The sequence below is a fragment of the Streptomyces sp. CA-288835 genome, from assembly GCF_050936385.1.
GTDB lineage: Bacteria > Actinomycetota > Actinomycetes > Streptomycetales > Streptomycetaceae > Streptomyces.
This window is the reverse complement of sequence record NZ_JBNJMW010000001.1, coordinates 3,327,565-3,346,414: the sequence shown is the minus strand read 5'-3', so window position 1 is coordinate 3,346,414 and position 18,850 is coordinate 3,327,565. Positions and strand designations below refer to the sequence as shown.

At 69.2% G+C, this 18,850-nt stretch carries 18 protein-coding genes; 7 read left to right on the top strand and 11 right to left on the bottom strand.

What is annotated here, in order from left to right; all coding sequences use genetic code 11:
• Positions 1-714 precede the first annotated feature (714 nt).
• The 3 genes from ACQEVY_RS14885 to ACQEVY_RS14875 all read left to right on the top strand — a co-directional run bounded on the left by ACQEVY_RS14885 (position 715) and on the right by ACQEVY_RS14875 (position 2,567).
• The gene (locus tag ACQEVY_RS14885) at positions 715-1,683 is read left to right on the top strand and encodes a zinc-binding dehydrogenase (protein WP_432948595.1); all 969 of its coding nucleotides are present in this window, start codon (positions 715-717) and stop codon (positions 1,681-1,683) included.
• 87 nt (positions 1,684-1,770) lie between these two features.
• Positions 1,771-1,980: a helix-turn-helix domain-containing protein gene (locus ACQEVY_RS14880; protein ID WP_010984411.1), complete on the top strand. Its 210-nt coding sequence runs from the start codon at positions 1,771-1,773 to the stop codon at positions 1,978-1,980.
• Positions 1,980-2,567: a Clp protease N-terminal domain-containing protein gene (locus ACQEVY_RS14875; protein ID WP_432948592.1), complete on the top strand. Its 588-nt coding sequence runs from the start codon at positions 1,980-1,982 to the stop codon at positions 2,565-2,567. Before ACQEVY_RS14880 ends, ACQEVY_RS14875 begins: the two co-directional genes overlap by 1 nt.
• A gap of 67 nt (positions 2,568-2,634) precedes the next feature.
• On the opposite strand, the gene ACQEVY_RS14870 is transcribed toward ACQEVY_RS14875, so the two are convergent.
• The 7 genes from ACQEVY_RS14870 to ACQEVY_RS14840 form a co-directional block, all read right to left on the bottom strand.
• On the bottom strand, positions 2,635-3,684 hold the full coding sequence (locus tag ACQEVY_RS14870) for a helix-turn-helix transcriptional regulator (RefSeq protein ID WP_432948590.1): 1,050 nt from the start codon (positions 3,682-3,684) through the stop codon (positions 2,635-2,637).
• A gap of 1 nt (position 3,685) precedes the next feature.
• Complete coding sequence (locus ACQEVY_RS14865; protein ID WP_432948588.1) at positions 3,686-4,603, bottom strand: DUF4097 family beta strand repeat-containing protein; 918 nt, start codon at positions 4,601-4,603, stop codon at positions 3,686-3,688.
• A 228-nt stretch (positions 4,604-4,831) separates the two neighbouring features.
• Entirely contained in the window at positions 4,832-5,014 is a 183-nt protein-coding gene (locus ACQEVY_RS14860; RefSeq protein ID WP_033320086.1) for a DUF6104 family protein, read from the bottom strand.
• Positions 5,015-5,189: 175 nt separating this feature from the next.
• The gene (locus ACQEVY_RS14855) at positions 5,190-9,059 is read right to left on the bottom strand and encodes a multifunctional oxoglutarate decarboxylase/oxoglutarate dehydrogenase thiamine pyrophosphate-binding subunit/dihydrolipoyllysine-residue succinyltransferase subunit (RefSeq protein WP_432948585.1); all 3,870 of its coding nucleotides are present in this window, start codon (positions 9,057-9,059) and stop codon (positions 5,190-5,192) included.
• Between the two features lie 106 nt (positions 9,060-9,165).
• On the bottom strand, positions 9,166-10,422 hold the full coding sequence (locus ACQEVY_RS14850) for a HAMP domain-containing sensor histidine kinase (RefSeq protein ID WP_432948583.1): 1,257 nt from the start codon (positions 10,420-10,422) through the stop codon (positions 9,166-9,168).
• Positions 10,423-10,457: 35 nt separating this feature from the next.
• Positions 10,458-11,195: a response regulator transcription factor gene (locus tag ACQEVY_RS14845; RefSeq protein WP_328768693.1), complete on the bottom strand. Its 738-nt coding sequence runs from the start codon at positions 11,193-11,195 to the stop codon at positions 10,458-10,460.
• Between the two features lie 113 nt (positions 11,196-11,308).
• Positions 11,309-11,995 carry a spermidine synthase gene (locus tag ACQEVY_RS14840; protein ID WP_432948581.1) on the bottom strand — a complete coding sequence of 229 codons (687 nt, stop codon included), beginning with the start codon at positions 11,993-11,995 and terminating at the stop codon, positions 11,309-11,311.
• Positions 11,996-12,059: 64 nt separating this feature from the next.
• Here ACQEVY_RS14840 and ACQEVY_RS14835 point away from each other — a divergent pair, with 64 nt between their 5' ends.
• Positions 12,060-12,206 (top strand): hypothetical protein, encoded by a 147-nt coding sequence (locus ACQEVY_RS14835; RefSeq protein WP_432948579.1) that lies wholly within the window; start codon positions 12,060-12,062, stop codon positions 12,204-12,206.
• Positions 12,207-12,232: 26 nt separating this feature from the next.
• Here the strand turns inward: ACQEVY_RS14835 and ACQEVY_RS14830 are convergent, their stop codons facing one another.
• Positions 12,233-12,688, bottom strand: coding sequence for an ASCH domain-containing protein (locus tag ACQEVY_RS14830; protein ID WP_432948577.1), 456 nt, complete (start codon positions 12,686-12,688; stop codon positions 12,233-12,235).
• Positions 12,689-12,717: 29 nt separating this feature from the next.
• On the opposite strand from ACQEVY_RS14830, the gene ACQEVY_RS14825 reads away from it, so the two are divergent.
• A complete protein-coding gene (locus tag ACQEVY_RS14825) occupies positions 12,718-13,230 on the top strand; it encodes an HAD domain-containing protein (RefSeq protein ID WP_432948575.1) in 513 nt (170 codons plus the stop codon).
• Between the two features lie 18 nt (positions 13,231-13,248).
• Here ACQEVY_RS14825 and ACQEVY_RS14820 read toward each other — a convergent pair whose 3' ends face one another.
• A complete protein-coding gene (locus tag ACQEVY_RS14820; RefSeq protein ID WP_432948573.1) occupies positions 13,249-13,908 on the bottom strand; it encodes a M15 family metallopeptidase in 660 nt (219 codons plus the stop codon).
• Positions 13,909-13,967: 59 nt separating this feature from the next.
• On the bottom strand, positions 13,968-14,567 hold the full coding sequence (locus tag ACQEVY_RS14815; protein ID WP_432948571.1) for a DinB family protein: 600 nt from the start codon (positions 14,565-14,567) through the stop codon (positions 13,968-13,970).
• 160 nt (positions 14,568-14,727) lie between these two features.
• Between ACQEVY_RS14815 and lon the strand changes: the two genes are divergently transcribed.
• The gene (gene lon, locus ACQEVY_RS14810; protein ID WP_432948569.1) at positions 14,728-17,145 is read left to right on the top strand and encodes an endopeptidase La; all 2,418 of its coding nucleotides are present in this window, start codon (positions 14,728-14,730) and stop codon (positions 17,143-17,145) included.
• A 143-nt stretch (positions 17,146-17,288) separates the two neighbouring features.
• Positions 17,289-17,771: a MarR family winged helix-turn-helix transcriptional regulator gene (locus ACQEVY_RS14805; protein WP_328768684.1), complete on the top strand. Its 483-nt coding sequence runs from the start codon at positions 17,289-17,291 to the stop codon at positions 17,769-17,771.
• A gap of 31 nt (positions 17,772-17,802) precedes the next feature.
• Here ACQEVY_RS14805 and ACQEVY_RS14800 read toward each other — a convergent pair whose 3' ends face one another.
• Complete coding sequence (locus ACQEVY_RS14800) at positions 17,803-18,588, bottom strand: protein phosphatase 2C domain-containing protein (RefSeq protein WP_432948567.1); 786 nt, start codon at positions 18,586-18,588, stop codon at positions 17,803-17,805.
• Between the last annotated feature and the right edge of the window lie 262 nt (positions 18,589-18,850).

The following is an 18,850-nucleotide window of genomic DNA, read 5'->3' as shown; positions in this document are numbered from 1 at the left end:
TGGGTTCGTTGTCGACCGCGGGTTGAGTGTGGCTGGTCGTGCCCACGCGGCGGAGCCGCATATGTCACAGCCTCGCGCCGCTTGGGTTTGTGGTGGGTGCGGGGCCGCGTCGGGGGTGTCCGTCCTCGGACCGGCGCGCGTTGCGGTTGGCTGGTAGAGGGTGCTCGGGGTGGCGCGCCGGCCGCTGCGGGCGCACACCCCCGCCCCGTCCCCTTGCCGCCGTGGGCGGCCGCGGGGCCATGGGGGTGCGGGCTCCCTCCGGGCGGGCTTCCCGGGCCGCGGGCTTGCTCGGGGCGCGGGCGCCTTCCCGGCCGCGGGCTGCCCGAGTGCGGGCGCCTCCCCGGCCGCGGGCAGTCGCAGGCTTTTGCTTTTAGGGGCGCGGGGAACTGCGCGACCAGCCACAATGCACCCGCAGCCGCGACACGACTGTCACCCCCACCCCGGTAGGCACCCCACTCACCCGGAAATCCACCCACCCGCGGTAGGCGCCCAGCTCCTGGAGGCACCCCGCCCATCCCACAAACCCACCCACCCGCCGAAGGCGCCCCCCACCCCGCCGGAGGCAGGGGGCCTGGGGGCGCAGCCCCCAGTTTCGGGAAGGGGCGGGGCTGGGGGAACTACGCGACCACCCACGACGGACCCGCAGTCGCCCACGCACCGAACCCACCACCCCCGTGGGCGCCCCGCTGAACCGAAGCCGGTTAGGGTCGGCACATGTTTGCTGCATACGCTGCACGTATTGATCGGGATCAGCCCTTGAACGGGCTGGAGTTGGGCGAGCGGCCCGCCCCCGTGGCTCGGGACGGCTGGGCGACCGTGAACGTCAGGGCCGCTTCCCTGAACCACCATGACCTGTGGTCGCTACGGGGCGTGGGCCTCCCGGAGGACCGGTTGCCGATGATCCTCGGGTGCGACGCCGCCGGGGTCGACGAGGACGGCAACGAGGTGGTGCTGCACTCCGTGATCGGGCAGACGGGACACGGGGTTGGACCCAAGGAACCGCGTTCCATCCTCACCGAGCGGTACCAGGGAACGTTCGCGGAACAGGTCTCCGTACCCGCCTGGAACGTACTGCCGAAGCCCAAGGAGCTCTCCTTCGAGGAGGCTGCCTGTCTGCCCACCGCCTGGCTGACGGCGTACCGCATGCTCTTCACCAACGCCGGCGTACGCCCCGGCGACTCCGTTCTCGTACAGGGCGCCGGAGGCGGTGTGGCCACCGCCGCGATCGTGCTGGGGAAGGCTGCGGGGCTGCGGGTCTTCGCCACCAGCCGTGACGAGGCGAAGCGTAAGCGGGCCGTGGATCTGGGCGCCGTGGAGGCCGTGGAGTCCGGTGCCCGGCTGCCGGAGCGGGTGGACGCGGTCATCGAGACCGTCGGTGCCGCCACCTGGTCCCACTCCGTCAAGTCCCTCAAGCCCGGCGGCACCCTCGTCATCTCGGGTGCCACCAGCGGCGACCGTCCCTCGCACGCCGAACTGACCCGCATCTTCTTCCTCGAACTCAAGGTCATCGGCTCCACGATGGGCACGAAGGATGAGCTGGAGGACCTGTTGTCCTTCTGCGCCGCGACCGGTGTGCGTCCTGTCATCGATGAAGTCCTGCCGTTGGATCGTGCCCGTGAGGGGTTCGAGCGGATGGAGTCGGGTGAGCAGTTCGGGAAGATCGTCCTCAACCCCGCCTCCTGACGCGTCTGCCTCCGTGCCTGTTCCTTGCACACCCCTTGATGTCAACCGCGGTTGACATCAAGGGGTGTGTCAACGTACGTTGACGTCATGACCGAAGCAACAGATCTTGCCGAGCGCGCGGGTGACCGCGATCCGCGGATCGGGCTGCGGGCCGTCTCCGCCTTGCGGCGGCTGCTGGAGCAGCTCGAAGCGGTGCAGGTGCGCAGTGCGCGCAATCAGGGTTGGTCGTGGCAGGAGATCGCCGCGGAACTGGGTGTCAGCAGGCAGGCCGTCCACAAGAAGTACGGGAGGCAGTGATGTTCGAACGGTTCACCAAGGACGCCCGCGTGGTGGTGCTGGGCGCGGTCGAGCACGCCGAGCGGATGGGTGCGGAGACGGTTGAGGAGCAGCACGTGCTGTTGGCTCTGCTCGATCGTGAGGGCAGCCGTGGGGCGTTCGCTCTCGCCTCCCTGGGGCTCGACCGTCAGAAGGAGTCCGTGAAGGAGGCCCTGGCCGAGGCACGGCGACGGGGTGGGCTGTCGCGCGCCGAGGCGGACGCCCTGTCCGGTCTTGGCGTTGACCTCTCGGAGATCGTCTCCAGGGTCGAAGAGGCCCATGGCGTGGGCGCGTTGGGGGCCGACGGGAAGGACAAGGGGCGCGGCAAGGGGTGGTGGTCCGGGTTCATCGGCGGTCATCGTCCTTTCACTCGTGGCGCCAAGAGCCTTCTTACGGAGTCCCTGCGCATCGCTACCGCTCACAAGGACCGGCATATCGGTGACGAGCACCTCCTGATCGCCCTCACTTCCCGCCCCGGCGTCCCTGCGGAGGTGCTGGCCGATCATGGCGTGACGTACGCGTCGCTGCGGCGTGTGCTCTACGGCGGCGGCGAGGCCAAGGCCGGCTGAGGCGAAGGGTCAACTGGGGTGCGGCGCCCGGCGCTTCCGAGGGCACCGCACCCCGAGGGCTCCCCGCTCAGCCCTTGGGCCGCAACACCACCCCTATGTGTGCCGCCGCCGTCGACAAGTGGCGGCGGCACTCGCGCAGTTGGTCCTCCGTCACGCCGTTGTCGCGGGCCGCGTCGCGGATGTCGTCGCGGAAGCGGTCCAGGAGGCGGTCGAGGTCGCGGGTGGGTTCGCCGGTCGAGTCGTCGTGCGCCCAGGCGGGTTCGTAGTCGGCGGGGAAGTCCTCGGGGGTGACCGTGTAGTCGGGCTCCGGTGTCCGCTCCCTCTCCGGCCGGCCTGCGCCGGCGTCCTTCCCGAAGCCCTTCCCGAACTCGCCGAATTCCTTGGCCAGTTCGGTAAGGCCCTCCCGTACGCCCGTGGGCCAGTCGCCCCGTGCGAAGTGGTCCTGTACCTGGTCCTGGACGCGCTTGGCGACGCGCTGGAGTTCCTGAGCCTGGGCCCGCGCCCTTTCCTGCGCCTCCTTGGCCTGTCGGCGCGCCCGCTGGGCCTCCTCGCGGGCCCGTCGGCTCTCGTCCTTCGCGCGCCTGGCCTGTTCCTTCCACTCCTGCTTGACGCGGCGCATCTCCTCCTTCGCGGTACGCCACGCCTCCTTCTCCATGTACTCCGTGGAGTCCCCGTGGGCGGCCTCGTGCTCCCCCTGCCACCCCTTGGCGCCGCCCGAGTTGGGCCTCCGGCGCGCCTCGCTCGCCGCCGCCCGCATCTCGCGGCGCAGGTCACCTGCCGCGCCCCGTACATCGGCCCGGATCTCGGCGGCCAGCTCCGCCACCGACTCGCGGATCTCCAGCTCCAGGTCGGCCAACTCGCCGCTGCGGTCGGCCAGCTCGGCGCGGCCCGCGTCCGTGATCGCGTACACCTTGCGGCCGCCCTCGGTGGTGTGGGTGACCAGGCCCTCGGCCTCCAGCTTGGCCAGGCGGGGGTACACGGTGCCGGCCGAGGGCGCGTACAGGCCCTGGAAGCGCTCCTCGAGGAGCCGGATCACCTCGTACCCGTGGCGCGGCGCCTCGTCCAGCAGCTTCAGGAGGTAGAGCCGCAGTCGTCCGTGGGCAAAGACGGGAGGCATGTCAGAGCCCCTTCTTGTCGTTCGGGCTGTCGGACGGGGAGTCAGCGGGGCTCTCGTCGGATGGGCCGGTGCCCGTAGTGGTGTCCTTCGGATCGGCGTCCCATGGCTCGTCCTCCGACGGAGGCCTCCGTAGCAACGCGATCGAACCCGAGACCGTCGTCGCCTTCAGCTTTCCGGTGCCCGAGCCCAGGCGGCCGGTGATCTTGTGGGCGCCCCACTGGCCGCTGACCCGGAGGTCGTCGAAGGCGTTGGAGACGGTGCCGCTCGCGGTGTCGACCTCGACCTCCGCGTCCGCGGGGTGCGGCAGCCGGACGGCGATCTCCCCCGAGACGTTGTTCAGCCTGACGTCGGTGGGGCTGTCCGTGTCGAGGTCGACGATCATCGAGCCGCTCACCGAGTCCGCCCGCACGCTGGAGCCCGAGCCCTCTACGACGGTGAGGTCACCGGAGACGGAGTTGAAGCGCAGGTCGCCGGTGACGGCCTGGGCCTCCAGGTTCCCCGAGACCGTGTCGGCGCGTACGGGGCCGGAGAGGCCGACGAGTGTCGTGTCTCCCGTGACGCCCTTCACCACCGTCGGGCCATCCACCCCGGAGACCACGGCGGCGGCGCCGACCACACCCACCTCTACGCGTGCATGCGCCGGAATCGCCAGCGAGACCACCGCCCCGCGGCGCCAGCCCTTGCGGTCGAGCCACTTGAGGAAGCCCTTCCACGGCAGGTCCTCGTACGCAACCGTGAGCGTGCCGTCCTTGTGGGTCACCACGAGAGGTGGTCCCTCTATCTCGGTCACCTCGAGGCGGGTGGAACCTTCGTCCACCCCCACGACGTTCACCGTTCCGTTGACGAGTCGCACGTGGAGTTCCGTCACGGGGTCATCGAAGGTGAGCTTCTTGGGCTCGGCGACTGACCACTCGGACATGGTGCTGACCTCCTCGACGCGAACGAACGGACGTTGCGGAACATCGCGACAGGCGGCACCGGCCAGCACTAGCCCAGACCGGTCGCGCCATATCGCGTCTTCCGTTATTCACGATATATCGCGGTCACGGAAAGTCAAGACACCCGTTCCAGTGATCTCGCAGGAGGTGAATGCGCAGGTTCGACGGGTCCCGACGGGTCCCGATGGATTCGACGGGCGTCGCGAGCCCTACTCGTCGTCCTCGTCGTCGTCCAGCCGCGCCAGCCAGGTCGCCAGCCGCTCCACCGGCACCTCGAAGTCCGGGTTGAGATCGACGAACGTACGGAACTGCTCGGCGAGCCACTCGAAGGTGACCTCTTCCTCGCCGCGCCGCTTCTCCAGTTCCTCGATGCCACGGTCGGTGAAGTACACGGGTGCTCTCCTGGGGGCGTAGGTCTGACGTCTCCAGGTTATGCGGAGCCGGACCTTCGGCCGCACGCGCCCGTACGGGCCCGCACGCACCCGGATACGCCGGAGGGCCCGGCCCCGAGACGAACTCGGTGCCGGGCCCTCCGGACGGTGCCCTTCAGGGACGTACGCCCGAGACTTACGCCTCGAACACCTCCCGTACCAACTGCTCCTGCTCAGCCTGGTGCCGCTTCGCGGAACCCACCGCCGGAGACGAGCCGTGCGGGCGGGAGATGCGCCGCAGGCGCTCGCCGTGCGGGATGTCCGCGCCGACCGCGAGGTCCAGGTGGTCGATGAGGTTGAGGGCGATGAAGGGCCAGGCGCCCTGGTTCGCCGGTTCCTCCTGGGCCCAGAGGTACTTCTCTACGTTCGGGTACTTGGCGATCTCGGCCTGGAGCTCGGCACCCGGGATCGGGTACAGGCGCTCGATGCGGATGATCGCCGTGTCCTTGGCGCCGCGCTTCTGACGCTCGGCCTCGAGGTCGTAGTAGACCTTGCCGCTGCAGAAGACGACCTTGCGGACCGCCGCCGGGTCCACCGACGCGTCGCCGATGACCGGCCGGAAGCCGCCCGTCGTGAACTCCTCCGCCTTCGACGCCGCGGCCTTCAGACGCAGCATCGACTTCGGGGTGAAGACGACCAGCGGCTTGTGGTGCGGGTTGTGGACCTGCCAGCGCAGCAGGTGGAAGTAGTTCGACGGGAGGGTCGGCATGGCGACCGTCATGTTGTTCTGGGCGCAGAGCTGGAGGAACCGCTCCGGGCGGGCCGAGGAGTGGTCCGGGCCCTGGCCCTCGTAGCCATGGGGGAGGAGCAGCGTGACGCCGGACGTCTGCGCCCACTTCTGCTCCGCCGACGAGATGAACTCGTCCACGACCGTCTGGGCGCCGTTGACGAAGTCGCCGAACTGCGCCTCCCACAGGACCAGCGCCTCGGGGCGGGCCAGGGAGTAGCCGTACTCGAAGCCCATGACCGCGTACTCGGAGAGCAGCGAGTCGTAGACGTTGTAGCGCGCCTGGTCCTCGGAGAGGTACTGGAGCGGGGTGTAGTCCTCGCCGGTGTTCTGGTCCACCAGGACCGCGTGGCGCTGGCCGAACGTGCCGCGGCGGGAGTCCTGGCCCGACAGACGGACCGGGGTGCCCTCCATCAGCAGGGAGCCGAAGGCCAGGGTCTCGCCCATGCCCCAGTCGATCGTGCCGTCCTCGATCATCGCCGCGCGCCGCTGCATCTGCGGCATCAGACGCGGGTGGACGGTGATGTGATCGGGGATGTTGACCTGCGACTCGGCGATCCGCTTCACGACCTCCTGGGAGACCGCGGTGTCCACGTGGACCGGGAACTCCGCCTCGGGCTGCGGGACATGCACCTCGGCCGGAGCCTGGGCGGCCTCGCGGACCTCGGTGAAGACCTTCTCCAGCTGGCCCTGGAAGTCCTGCAGCGCCTGCTCGGCCTCTTCCAGCGTGATGTCGCCGCGACCGATGAGGGACTCGGTGTAGAGCTTGCGTACCGAGCGCTTCTTGTCGATCAGGCTGTACATCTGCGGGTTCGTGAACGACGGGTTGTCGGTCTCGTTGTGCCCGCGGCGGCGGTAGCAGATGAGGTCGATGACGACGTCCTTGTTGAACGCCTGCCGGAACTCGAAGGCCAGGCGCGCGACGCGGACGACGGCCTCGGGGTCGTCGCCGTTCACGTGGAAGATCGGCGCCTCGATCATCCGGGCCACGTCGGTGGAGTACATCGACGAGCGCGCGGACTCCGGCGGAGCCGTGAAGCCGACCTGGTTGTTGATGATGATGTGGACCGAGCCGCCGGTGCGGTAGCCGCGCAGCTGCGACATGTTCAGGGTCTCGGCCACGACGCCCTGGCCCGCGAAGGCCGCGTCGCCGTGCAGGGCGATCGGCAGGACCGTGAAGTCCGTGCCGCCCTTGCCGATGATGTCCTGCTTGGCGCGCGCGACGCCCTCCAGGACCGGGTCGACCGCCTCCAGGTGCGAGGGGTTCGCGGTGAGCGACACCTTGATCTGCTCGCCGTCCAGGCCCGTGAACGTGCCCTCGGCGCCCAGGTGGTACTTCACGTCACCGGAGCCGTGCATCGACTTCGGGTCGAGGTTGCCCTCGAACTCGCGGAAGATCTGCGCGTACGACTTGCCGACGATGTTCGCGAGCACGTTCAGCCGGCCGCGGTGGGCCATGCCGATGACGACCTCGTCCAGGCGGGACTCGGCGGCGCTGTCGATGACCGCGTCAAGCAGCGGGATGACGGACTCGCCGCCCTCGAGCGAGAAGCGCTTCTGGCCGACGTACTTCGTCTGCAGGAAGGTCTCGAATGCCTCCGCCGCGTTCAGCCGGCGCAGGATGCGCAGCTGCTCCTCGCGCTCAGGCTTGGTGTGGCCGCGCTCGACGCGGTCCTGGATCCACTTGCGCTGCTTCGGGTCCTGGATGTGCATGAACTCGACGCCGGTGGTGCGGCAGTACGAGTCGCGCAGGACGCCGAGGATGTCGCGCAGCTTCATCATCGACTTGCCGGCGAAGCCGCCGACCGCGAACTCGCGCTCCAGGTCCCACAGCGTGAGCCCGTGCTCGGTGATGTCCAGGTCGGGGTGCTTGCGCTGCTTGTACTCCAGCGGGTCGGTGTCGGCCATGACATGGCCGCGGACCCGGTAGGAGTGGATCAGCTCGAAGACGCGGGCGGCCTTCGTGACGTCGTCGTCGTGCGAGGCGTCGATGTCCTTGAGCCAGCGGACCGGCTCGTACGGGATGCGGAGGGCCTCGAAGATCTCGTCGTAGAAGCCGTTCTCACCGAGGAGGAGGTTCGCGACGATGCGGAGGAACTCGCCGGAGGCGGCGCCCTGGATGACCCGGTGGTCGTACGTCGACGTCAGGGTCATGACCTTGGAGATGCCCAGCTTGTTGAGCGTGTCCTGGGACGTGCCCTGGAACTCTGCCGGGTAGTCCATCGAGCCGACGCCCATGATGACCGACTGGCCGGGCATCAGGCGGGGCACGGAGTGGACGGTGCCGAGGCCGCCGGGGTTGGTCAGGGAGACCGTGACGCCGGAGAAGTCGTCCATCGTCAGCTTGCCGTCGCGGGCGCGGCGGACGATGTCCTCGTAGGCCTGCCAGAACTCGAAGAAGTTCAGCGTCTCGGCCTTCTTGATGCCGGCGACGACGAGCTGACGGTCGCCGTTCGGCTTCACCAGGTCGATCGCGAGGCCGAAGTTGACGTGCTCCGGCTTGACCAGGGTTGGCTTGCCGTCCTTCTCGGCGTAGTGGTAGTTCATCGACGGCATGGCCTTGAGGGCCTGCACCATCGCGTAGCCGATGAGGTGGGTGAAGGAGATCTTCCCGCCCCGGGCGCGCTTGAGATGGTTGTTGATGACGATGCGGTTGTCGAAGAGCAGCTTCACCGGGACCGCACGCACGGACGTTGCCGTGGGCAGCTCCAGTGAGGCGTTCATGTTCTTCGCCACGGCCGCGGCGGGGCCGCGCAGCGGTACGTACTCAGGGCCGCCCGGTGCCTCGGTCGCGGGAGCGGCCTTGGCGGGCGCGGCCTTCGCGGCGGCCGGCTTGGCGGCGGCAGCGGGCTTGGCGGGAGCCGGGGCCTGAGCCGGGGCGGCGGCTGCGGGCTTCGGCGCCGCGGGGGCGGCCGGAGCGGGCGCGGCCGGAGCCTGGCCGTCGGCGGAGGCCGGGGCGGCGGGAGCCGGAGCCGCGGGCGCGGCCTGAGCGGTCGATGGGGGTCCCCCCGCGCGAGTGGATTCGAGCGTGGGGGAGGTTCCTGCGGCCCCCGCGGCCGCAGTACGCGACGTGGCCGAGGCGGCGACGCCACCCGGCTTGTAGTCGGCGAAGAAGTCCCACCAGGCGCGGTCTACCGAATTCGGGTCCTGGAGGTACTGCTGATAGATCTCGTCGACGAGCCACTCGTTCGGACCGAAGGCGGCGGCCGGATTCTTCCCGGCCTTCCCGGCTTGGTCGTCTGTGGAGATGCTCGAGTTACTGGGGGACTGTGGCGACACGGCGGCAACCGCCCTCTTCCGCTTCACAAGGTGATGGACAGCGGGAATTAAGGCTACGCCTCCATAGCCGCTGCATGCAGGCCGGGCGGGTTGATCGTCATGTAAGTCACATCGAAACGCGTGTTTCGGTGCTGGAAATGGCGGGAAACAAGCGCGGTTGCCCTGTGGATGCCCCGCGGAATCCGTGCATCTCGCCCTGCTCTTGCGACTCGGGCTCGAACGCCGCGTCAGCCTTGAGCGGAGGAAGCCCCGGAAGAGTGACCTTGATCCGGCAGCCGCGCTGGGATTCGGCCACTCCGATCCGGCCGCCGTGCAGATCGACCGCCCACCGCGCGATCGCCAGCCCCAGACCCGTACCGCCGTCGCTGCCCGGACCGTGCGGTGCGGCGACTCCACCCCGGTTGAAACGCTCGAAGACCCGGTGCCACTCCGACTGCGGAATCCCGGGGCCCTCGTCCAGCACCTCCAGATCGAGCGACTCCGGATACTCCCCGCGCCGCGCCTTCACCGTCACGCGGCCGTGCGGCGGGCTGTGCTTGACCGCGTTGTCGATGAGGTTGGCGACGACCTGGTGGATTCGCTCCGGGTCGGCGTGCGCGGTCAGCTCGGGCGGCGACACGTCCAGGTGCAGATGCACGTCCGTACGCGTGTGAGTGCCCGACCCCGAGGAGATGCCGCCGCGCGCGGAGACCACCATGTTGGCCTCCTTCAGTACGCCCGACAGATACGGCCACACCTCGAAGCGGCGCTTGCGCAGCGGTACGACGCCGTTGTCCAGCCGGGACAGGTCGAGCAGCGTGTCCACCAGGCGCCCGAGGCGCTCGGTCTGCTTCAGCGCCGTACGCATCGTTTCGGGATCGGCGGCCGAGACGCCGTCCACGACGTTCTCCAGGACCGCGCGCAGTCCGGCGATCGGCGTCCGCAGCTCGTGCGAGACGTTCGCGACGAGCTCCTTGCGCTGGCGGTCCTGGGCCTCCAGGTCGTCGGCCATGCGGTTGATCGTCTGGGCCAGGTCGCCCAGTTCGTCGCGGCGGTCGGCGCCCTTGACCCGGCTCGTGTAGTCGCCGTGCGAGATGTTCCGGGCGACGGTGTTCATCTCGTCCAGGGGAGACGTCAGCGAGTGCGCCACGAACTGCGTGATCAGCAGGGTCGCGATCATCGAGAAGACGGTGATGAAGCGCAGCTCGGTCTCCGTGCGCACCGCGATCATCATCAGCACAGTGGTGATGAAGACCGAGACGACGACCAGCGCGCCGAGCTTCGTCTTGATCGAGAAGGGCCGTACGCCCGCCCAGAGGCTCGCGCTCCAGCCGCTCGCCGCCCTCTTGCGCGGATCGTCGCGCGTCTCGTCGGCCTCGCTCATGGAACAGCCTCCTCAGAAGATCGGGCTCGTCGGACTCAAGGAGTGGGAGTCTCCAGCGCGTAGCCGACGCCGTGCACCGTACGGATCCGCTCGGCGCCGATCTTCCGGCGCAAGGCCTTGATGTGACTGTCCACGGTACGGGTGCCGGAGGCGTCCGCCCAGTCCCACACCTCGGCGAGCAGCTGCTCGCGGGAGAGCACCGCACGCGGCGTATTGGCCAGGCAGACCAGCAGATCGAACTCGGTGGGCGTCAGATGAACGTCCTCGCTGCGCACCCGCACCCGCCGCTGCGCGTGGTCGATCTCCAGCTCGCCCAGGCGCAGGATGCCGGAGCGAGGCGTCGACGCGGCGACCACGGCGCGCTCCACGCGGCGCAGCAGCACATGGACGCGCGCTGCCAGCTCGCGCATGGAGAAAGGCTTCGTCATGTAGTCGTCGGCGCCCACGCCGAGCCCGACGAGCATGTCCGTCTCGTCGTCGCGTGCCGTCAGCATCAGCACCGGCACCGGGCGCTGGGCCTGCACGCGGCGGCAGACCTCCAGGCCGTCGAAGCCCGGCAGCATGATGTCGAGGATCAGCAGATCGGGCTGCCAGGCCTCGGCCGTGTCGACGGCGGCCGGTCCGTCACCGGCGGTTTGCACGAGAAATCCCTCGGCCCGCAACCGGGCGGCGATGGCGTCCACGATCGTCGGATCGTCCTCGACCACCAGCACCCGGCGCTGTGCGCCCTGCGTCGCCGCCGCGCCGTTGTGGGAGGTGTGTGTCTGCTCCATCGCCCGCCCCTGAGGTGTGCTTTCCGGAATCGTGGGGGTGATTCCATGACTGCGCTTGACGCTTGAATGATCTGCGTCAGGTCAGCAGAGTACGGGCAGTGACCACCGCTCGGCTATCCAGGCCCGACAGCGAGATGTACGACGTCCGGAACGCCCCGGGCAACCGGGATCTCTTCGGTACGCACCTGCCGGAACCCGGCATTCCTCAACCTTCCCTCGAAATCAGACGAGGGCTGGGCCGACCACACGGCCAGCACCCCTCCTGGCCTCAACACCCTTGCGCACGCGGCGAGTCCGGCCGCCGAATAGAGGCTTTCGTTGCCCTCCGTCACGGTCCATCCCGGCCCGTTGTCGATGTCGAGACAGAGCGCGTCGTATGTGTCGGATGTCTCATTGACATAAGCGATCAAATCGTCATCGACGATCTCGGTACGCGGATCCGCGAGCGCCACGGCCGAGATCTCCGACAACGGCCCGTCCAGATGCCAGTCGATGACGGCCCGCTCCCGCTCGACCACCGCGATACGCCCCCACCGCGGATCCCCGGCCGCATGCGCCAGCGAGAACCCGACCCCGAGCCCGCCGATCAGCACACTCGGCTCCGGCCGCCCGTCCAGCGCATCCCGAGCGGCGTCAACGAGCAACCGCTCGGACCGCCCGTCCGATGTGTCCATCAGAAAACACCCGTTGGCGATGATCTGCAGCAACTCGCCATGCCGCCGCAGCACGACTTCGCCGTACGGGCCGTTGCGGCGGTCTATGACTACGGGGGCTACGGGGCTGTCGTACGCGGTGGTCATGCACCCATCTTGGCAAGTCCTTGAGGGGAGGGTCAGCCGGTGCACGGGGGCACGTGGTGGGCGCGTGCGACTCGATGTGGTGCGGGAGTGCGGCCAGTTGGGGGTGGTGCGTGGGGAGTACGACGGTGGGGGCGCCGCTTTCACGGAGATTGAGGGCGGTGCAGGCCAGGCACGGCAGGTGAGCCGGGTGCCGACCGGGTGCGGCACGTGAGGCGGGTACCGACCTGGGGCGGCAGGTCAGCCGGCGGAGCGGAGGTCGGAGACGAGCCGGAAGCGTTCCAGGACGGCGGGCGTCGTGTCGTCCACGGTGAAGCCGGGGTCCAGCAGCTCCGCGCGCATCTCCTCGCTGTGCCAGAACCGTTCGTGGCCGGCCCGCCACTCGGCCACGCTGGTGTATCCCTCACCCTCATCCACCGCGTGGGCGAGATCCACCTGCGCCAGCGGGACGACGCGGGCGCCGGTCAACTCGATGACTCCCACCGGCCGGTCGTCGGAGTCGAGGACCACGGAACGGCTCCCGGCCTCCGGGAGGGGCTCCCCCTCGTGCTCGTACTCCACAAGAAGCTGCGTCGTGGAGGTCTTGGATCCGTCGAGGATCGCCGCGACAAGCCGGTCGCGCAGCGGGCCGGGGAAGGCGAACTCGGCTTTGGGCAACGATGCGAGGCCTTCGGGCGAGGCCGAGTCGGTCGTCATGTGGTGACGGTAGTCCGTAGCCTGCGGTCATGGCCGAACAAGCCGAACAAGCGGAGCGCCCGCTGCTCTTTCTGGACGTCGATGGAACGCTCCTGCCCTATGGGGGAGCGCGTCTTCCCTCGGTTCTCGAGGACTGGGACGCCTGGCAGGACGTGTCGAATCCGCAGCTGGCGAAGATCGATCTCGCGCATGGTCCGCGTTTGCTGGCGCTGTCCTGCACCTTGGTGTGGGCCACGGCCTGGATGGACGATGCCAACGAGGTGATAGCTCCGCTGCTCGGCCTGCCCGAGCTTCCCGTGGCGGACCTGCCGGACGCTCCGGAGGAAGACGAGGCAGGCGGGCTGCACTGGAAGACCCGAGCCCTCGTCGAGACCGCGGCGGGACGCCCGTTCATCTGGGTCGACGACGAGATGACCGATCTCGATCGCACCTGGGTGTCAACGCACCATCCAGGGCAGGCACTTCTCCACCGCGTCGATTCAACGATCGGCCTCGTCGATACGGACTTCGCCGTGCTCGAGGAGTGGCTGCGCGCAGCGTGAGTGACGGCCCCGGGCGCCTCAGGCAAGCTCCCGTGGCCCGTAGACGGCGTGGTCGGCGCCCGTGGCGAGTGCCCAGTAGCGGTCGCCGTAGGACCAATGCCACCACTCGGTCGGGTAGTTGACGAGGCCCACCGCCGTCAGCGCATCAACGAGAAGCTGCCGGTTGGCTCGCGCTTCCGGGCCGATGTTGGGGGCGGCGGTGTAGCAGGCTCCTTCGCTCTCCTCTGGGCTGGCGTTCACCCGGGTTCCCATGTCGAGTTCCTGGCCGTCGGCCGTGACGAGGGTGAGGTCGACGGCGGCGCCGGCGCTGTGCGGGGCGATCTCCGGAGGGGACACGTAGCGGCTTGCGGCAGAGCGGAGTTGTTCCGGGGTCCAGTCGGGGTTGTTGCTCCGAAGCTCGTCGGCGTACCCCTCGAAGTACGAACGCTGCAAGGCGGGTGGCCGGTATCCCTCGACGAACAGCAGACGGACGCCGTCCGGCAGCAGCTCTTGTGCGTCGAGGAGCCGGGTCAGGACGCCTTCCCGCAGGTGGGCGAAGGCCCCTGAGGCATCATTTCTGCGGGCGTCGATGTCGATCGGGAAAGGCTCGTGGAGCCGGACGTCGAGGAGCGGTTCGCCGCAGTCCACCACGGGTATGGCGGCGATCTTCGGGTCTGACATCAAAACGATCTCGGGCATGGACCGATCATGGCCTAACGACTCCCGGCGTCAGCCCCAATCGTCTGCCTGGTCCGACGTCACGCGTCCCGTTCGGCTTCCCGAGCCGCACGCTCCAGCCGGGTTCGATAGTTCTCCCACCACGCTGCGTCGCCCGGCGGCAGGCTGTCGTTGCCCTTGTTCATTCCTGCGGTGCCGTCCATGAGTTCCCGGAGGATGTCGGCGTGGCCTGCGTGCCGGTGTGTGTCGGCGATCATGCGGACTACGGCGTGATGCAGTGTCACCTCGTCTCTGCCGTTGGGCCACCACGGCACCCTGCCGATCGTGTCCAGCGCCAGCGCGTCGATCGTGGCGTCCGCGTGGGCCCACGACCGCCGGTAGAGCCCCACGATGTACTCGCGTGACTCGTCGGCCGTGGCCCACATGTCCGCGTTGGTTTCCGCACCGTCGTCCATCCAGGGCAGCGGCTCGCCGGACGGTCGTCCGAAGGTGTCGCCGAGGTAGGCCAGCTCCATGGTTGCCACGTGTTTGACCAGGCCCAGGATGTTGGTGCCGGTCGGCGTCAGGGGGCGGCGGGCGTCGTACTCCGAGAGTCCTTCGAGCTTCCAGAGCAGGGCGTCGCGGGCGGACTGCAGGTAGAAGTGCAGGTCGGCCTTGGGATCCGGGTCCGGTGCGGTCATGGGGTCAGTCTGCCGTTCGGGTGATCAATGTTCACCGGCTTTGTTCACCCGTTGAGGTGTCTGTGATCGCTGACAGCGAACGGCCCTTGGCGGCGGGAACATTCCACAACCCCTGTGCATTGAGTCTGCATAACTCAACTTGACTGCCATAGGGGAGACCATGACTTCGACGTCCACACCGCTCACCCTGCCCGTGCTGCCGCTCGACGACGAGGTCGTGCTGCCCGGGATGGTGGTGCCCCTGGACCTGAACGATGCCGATGTACGAGCCGCGGTGGAGGCCGCGCAGGCCGCCGCACGGTCCAGTGGGAGTAGCAAGCCGAAGGTGCTGCTTGTTCCGCGGATCGACGGCACGTACGCGAGTACGGGTGTGCTCGGAACCGTCGAGCAGGTCGGCAGGCTGGCCGACGGCGACCCGGGCGCGCTGATCCGCGGGCGTGGGCGGGTGAAGATCGGGGCCGGGACCACCGGGCCAGGCGCCGCCCTGTGGGTCGAGGGGACGAGGCTCGACGAGAGCGTGCCCGATCCACTGCTCGGTCAAGTGACCGACCTCGTCAAGGAGTACAAGGCCCTCGCCACCAGCTGGCTGCGCAAGCGCGGTGCCTGGCAGGTGGTCGACCGGGTCCAGGCGATCGACGACGTGTCCGCCCTCGCCGACAACTCCGGGTACTCGCCCTTCCTGACCACCGCCCAGAAGGTCGACCTCCTCGAGATCGCCGACCCCGTCGCCCGGCTGAAGCTCGCCACCACGCAGCTCCGCGAGCACCTCGCCGAGCAGGACGTCGCCGAGTCCATCGCCAAGGACGTACAGGAAGGCGTCGACAAGCAGCAGCGCGAGTTCCTGCTGCGACGGCAACTCGAGGCCGTACGCAAGGAATTGCGCGAGCTGAACGGCGAGCAGGACGGCGAGGAGTCCGACGACTACCGGGCCCGCGTCGAGGCCGCCGATCTGCCCGAGAAGGTCCGCGAGGCCGCCCTTAAGGAGGTCGACAAGCTGGAGCGGTCGAGCGACCAGTCGCCCGAGGGCTCCTGGATCCGGACCTGGCTCGACACCGTGCTCGAGCTGCCCTGGAACGAGCGCACGCAGGACGAGTACGACATCCAGGGCGCCCAAGCGATCCTCGATGCCGAGCACGCCGGTCTTGAGGATGTGAAGGAGCGGATCACCGAGTACCTGGCCGTGCGCAAGCGGCGCCTGGAGCGTGGACTGGGAGTCGTGGGCGGGCGGCGCGGCGGTGCCGTGCTCGCGCTCGTCGGGCCGCCCGGTGTCGGCAAGACCAGCCTCGGCGAGTCCGTCGCGCACGCGATGGGGCGCAAGTTCGTACGGGTCGCCCTCGGCGGCGTACGCGACGAGGCCGAGATCCGCGGTCACCGGCGTACGTACGTGGGCGCGCTGCCCGGTCGTATCGTCCGCGCCATCAAGGAAGCCGGGTCCATGAACCCGGTCGTGCTGCTGGACGAGATCGACAAGGTCGGCTCCGACTTCCGGGGCGACCCCGCCGCCGCCCTGCTGGAAGTCCTCGACCCCGCCCAGAACCACACCTTCCGCGACCACTACCTGGAGGTCGAACTCGACCTGAGCGACGTGGTGTTCCTCGCCACGGCCAACGTCCTGGAAGCCATTCCGGAGGCGCTGCTCGACCGGATGGAGCTCGTACGGCTCGACGGTTACACCGAGGATGAGAAGGTCGTCATCGCCCGCGACCACCTGCTGCCGCGGCAGTTGGAGCGGGCCGGGCTGGAAGAGGCCGAAGTCACTCTCGACGAGAGCGCGTTGCGCAAGCTCGCCGGTGAGTACACGCGCGAAGCGGGTGTACGGAACCTGGAGCGGGCCATCGCACGGCTGCTCCGCAAGGTCGCCGCTCAGCATGAACTCGGCGAGCGGAAGCTGCCGTTCACGGTCGGCGAGGGCGATCTGCGCGGGCTGATCGGCCGGCCGCACCATGTGCCCGAGTCCGCTCAGGACCCGGCCGAGCGCCGTACGGCCGTTCCCGGTGTCGCCACCGGGCTCGCGGTCACCGGCGCGGGTGGCGATGTGCTGTACGTGGAGGCGTCGTTGGCCGATCCGGAGACGGGTGCCTCCGGTCTGACCCTCACCGGTCAGCTCGGCGACGTGATGAAGGAGTCCGCGCAGATCGCGCTCTCCTTCCTCCGCTCGCACGGCGCCGAACTCGAGCTGCCCGTGGGCGACTTGAAGGACCGGGGCGTGCACATCCACTTCCCTGCGGGCGCGGTTCCTAAGGACGGGCCGAGCGCGGGCGTGACGATGACGACGGCGCTTGCCTCGCTGCTGAGCGGGCGGCTCGTCCGTACGGATGTGGCGATGACCGGTGAAGTCTCGCTGACCGGGCGGGTGCTGCCCATCGGCGGCGTCAAGCAGAAGCTGCTGGCCGCGCATCGGGCCGGTGTCAACACCGTCATCATTCCCAAGCGGAACGAGGCCGATCTGGACGATGTGCCCGCCGAGGTTCTGTCGAAGCTCGACGTGCACGCCGTCACGGATGTTCGGCAGGTGCTGGAGCTGGCGTTGTCGCCTGCGGCTCGCGGGGCGGGTTCGGAGGTTCCGGTCGCGGCGTGACGGACGTCACCGGGAGGTGAGAAGGCCCGGGTTCCCTTGCGGGGCCCGGGTCTTCGCTACGTCCGGGAAATACCCCCGGAGCTGCGGGAATGGCTAAGCTTCGGCGAAACTTTCAGGATCGTGCAGCTTAGTCAGGGGCCGATGTGGGTGAGGGTGGTAACGGTGAGGGGCAGGCGTTGCGGGCGGGGCAGGGTGTGGATCAGGAATTCCTGGCCCTGGAGCGGGAGTTGACCGTTCTGCTGCGGCGTGCGCGGGCCTCGTCCGGGGAGATGGCCCGGGAGGTTCACCCCGACCTGGAGTCCGCCGCGTACGGGCTGCTCGCACGCCTGGACGAGCGGGGCGGTCAGCGTGCCACCGAGCTTGCCGCCTTCATCGGTGTCGGCAAGGCCACCATGTCTCGGCAGCTGAGGGCCCTCGAAGAGCTGGGCCTCATCACCCGCGAGCCCGACCCCGCCGACGGCCGCGCCTGGCTCGTCCACCTCACGGAGGAGGGCCGGGCCCGGTTCCGTACGGTCCGTGATGCGCGGCGGGCGCGTTACGTGCGGCAGCTCGCGAACTGGGACCGTAAGGAAGTCGCTGAACTGGCCCGGCTTCTTCACCAGTTGAACCGGAGGAGCGAGGGCTGAACTGCGGGGAGGGCAGGGGCGTACAGGTGGATCACAGCTCGACGTACACCACCGTCGCGTCATCATGCACCTTGCTCCGCCCCAGGAACTCCCGCTCCGTATCCCCCCGTTCGAGTGCCCGCACCCGGTCCACCAGCGACTGAGCCCCCTCCTTCCGCACCAGCGTGACGAGGTCCGCCCAGTCGCCCTGCCGGAACTTGTCCACCCAGCGCGTGGCGCCGTCCGTCAGGGCGGTGAGCGTGCGGACTTCGGCGCGGGGGAGCGTGCCGGTCACCGCGCGGGTCGCCACCGACGGGTCCGCGGCGGCGGTGAAGAAGCCGCCCTCCTTGTTGCGGATCGTCGCATCGGTGATCGCGTGTGTGGCCAGGGAGGCGCGGGGGACGCGGGCGAGGCGGTCGTCGAGGAGGGGCGTGACCGTGCCGGAGGGGGACTCGGCGAGGAGCGCGGAGTCGGAGAGGACCAGGTACTCGATCTCATGCGCGGACCAGCGGGCGAGGACGACAGTTGCCTGAGGGGTTCGTGGGTGAGAAAGGTCACAAGTGGCGCGATGGGCGTCTGCGGTGCGTGAGATGGCCTGCGCCAGCACCTCGGCGAGGGTGAGATCTCGCCGTGAAGCGGACAGTTCACCCAGCGCCCCGCCGAGCCGTGCCGTGAACCACGGGACCGAGTGCCGGCAGCCCACCTCGGTCGCCGGCGGAGTCACTCCGTCAAGCACGACAAGTGAACCGCCCTGACCGGAGGCGGGGAGCCCGGCCGCCGCGTAGTCCTCGTTCGGGCGGGCAGGATCACCGGGGACCGAGATCAGTTCCGTGCGCATCCGGCCAGTCTGCACGAGCCCTTCACAAGCTTCGTCAAAGGCTGGCAATCGTCGCCGAATTGGCGCGGAGGAGCAGGTCACCCGCCGGAAATGAGGCGGAATAAAGGGCTCCGCCGGAGCGCGGCGGCGCATCTTGCCACCGGCTGCCGCGGGAGTCCACCCGGCCCGCCACGCAAGGTCGCTGCACAGGCCAGAAGAACTTGCCCACCCCTGCCTCACCGATGTTCACTCCTTTGGGTGGCGGGTCAGGCGTTGCGCGGCC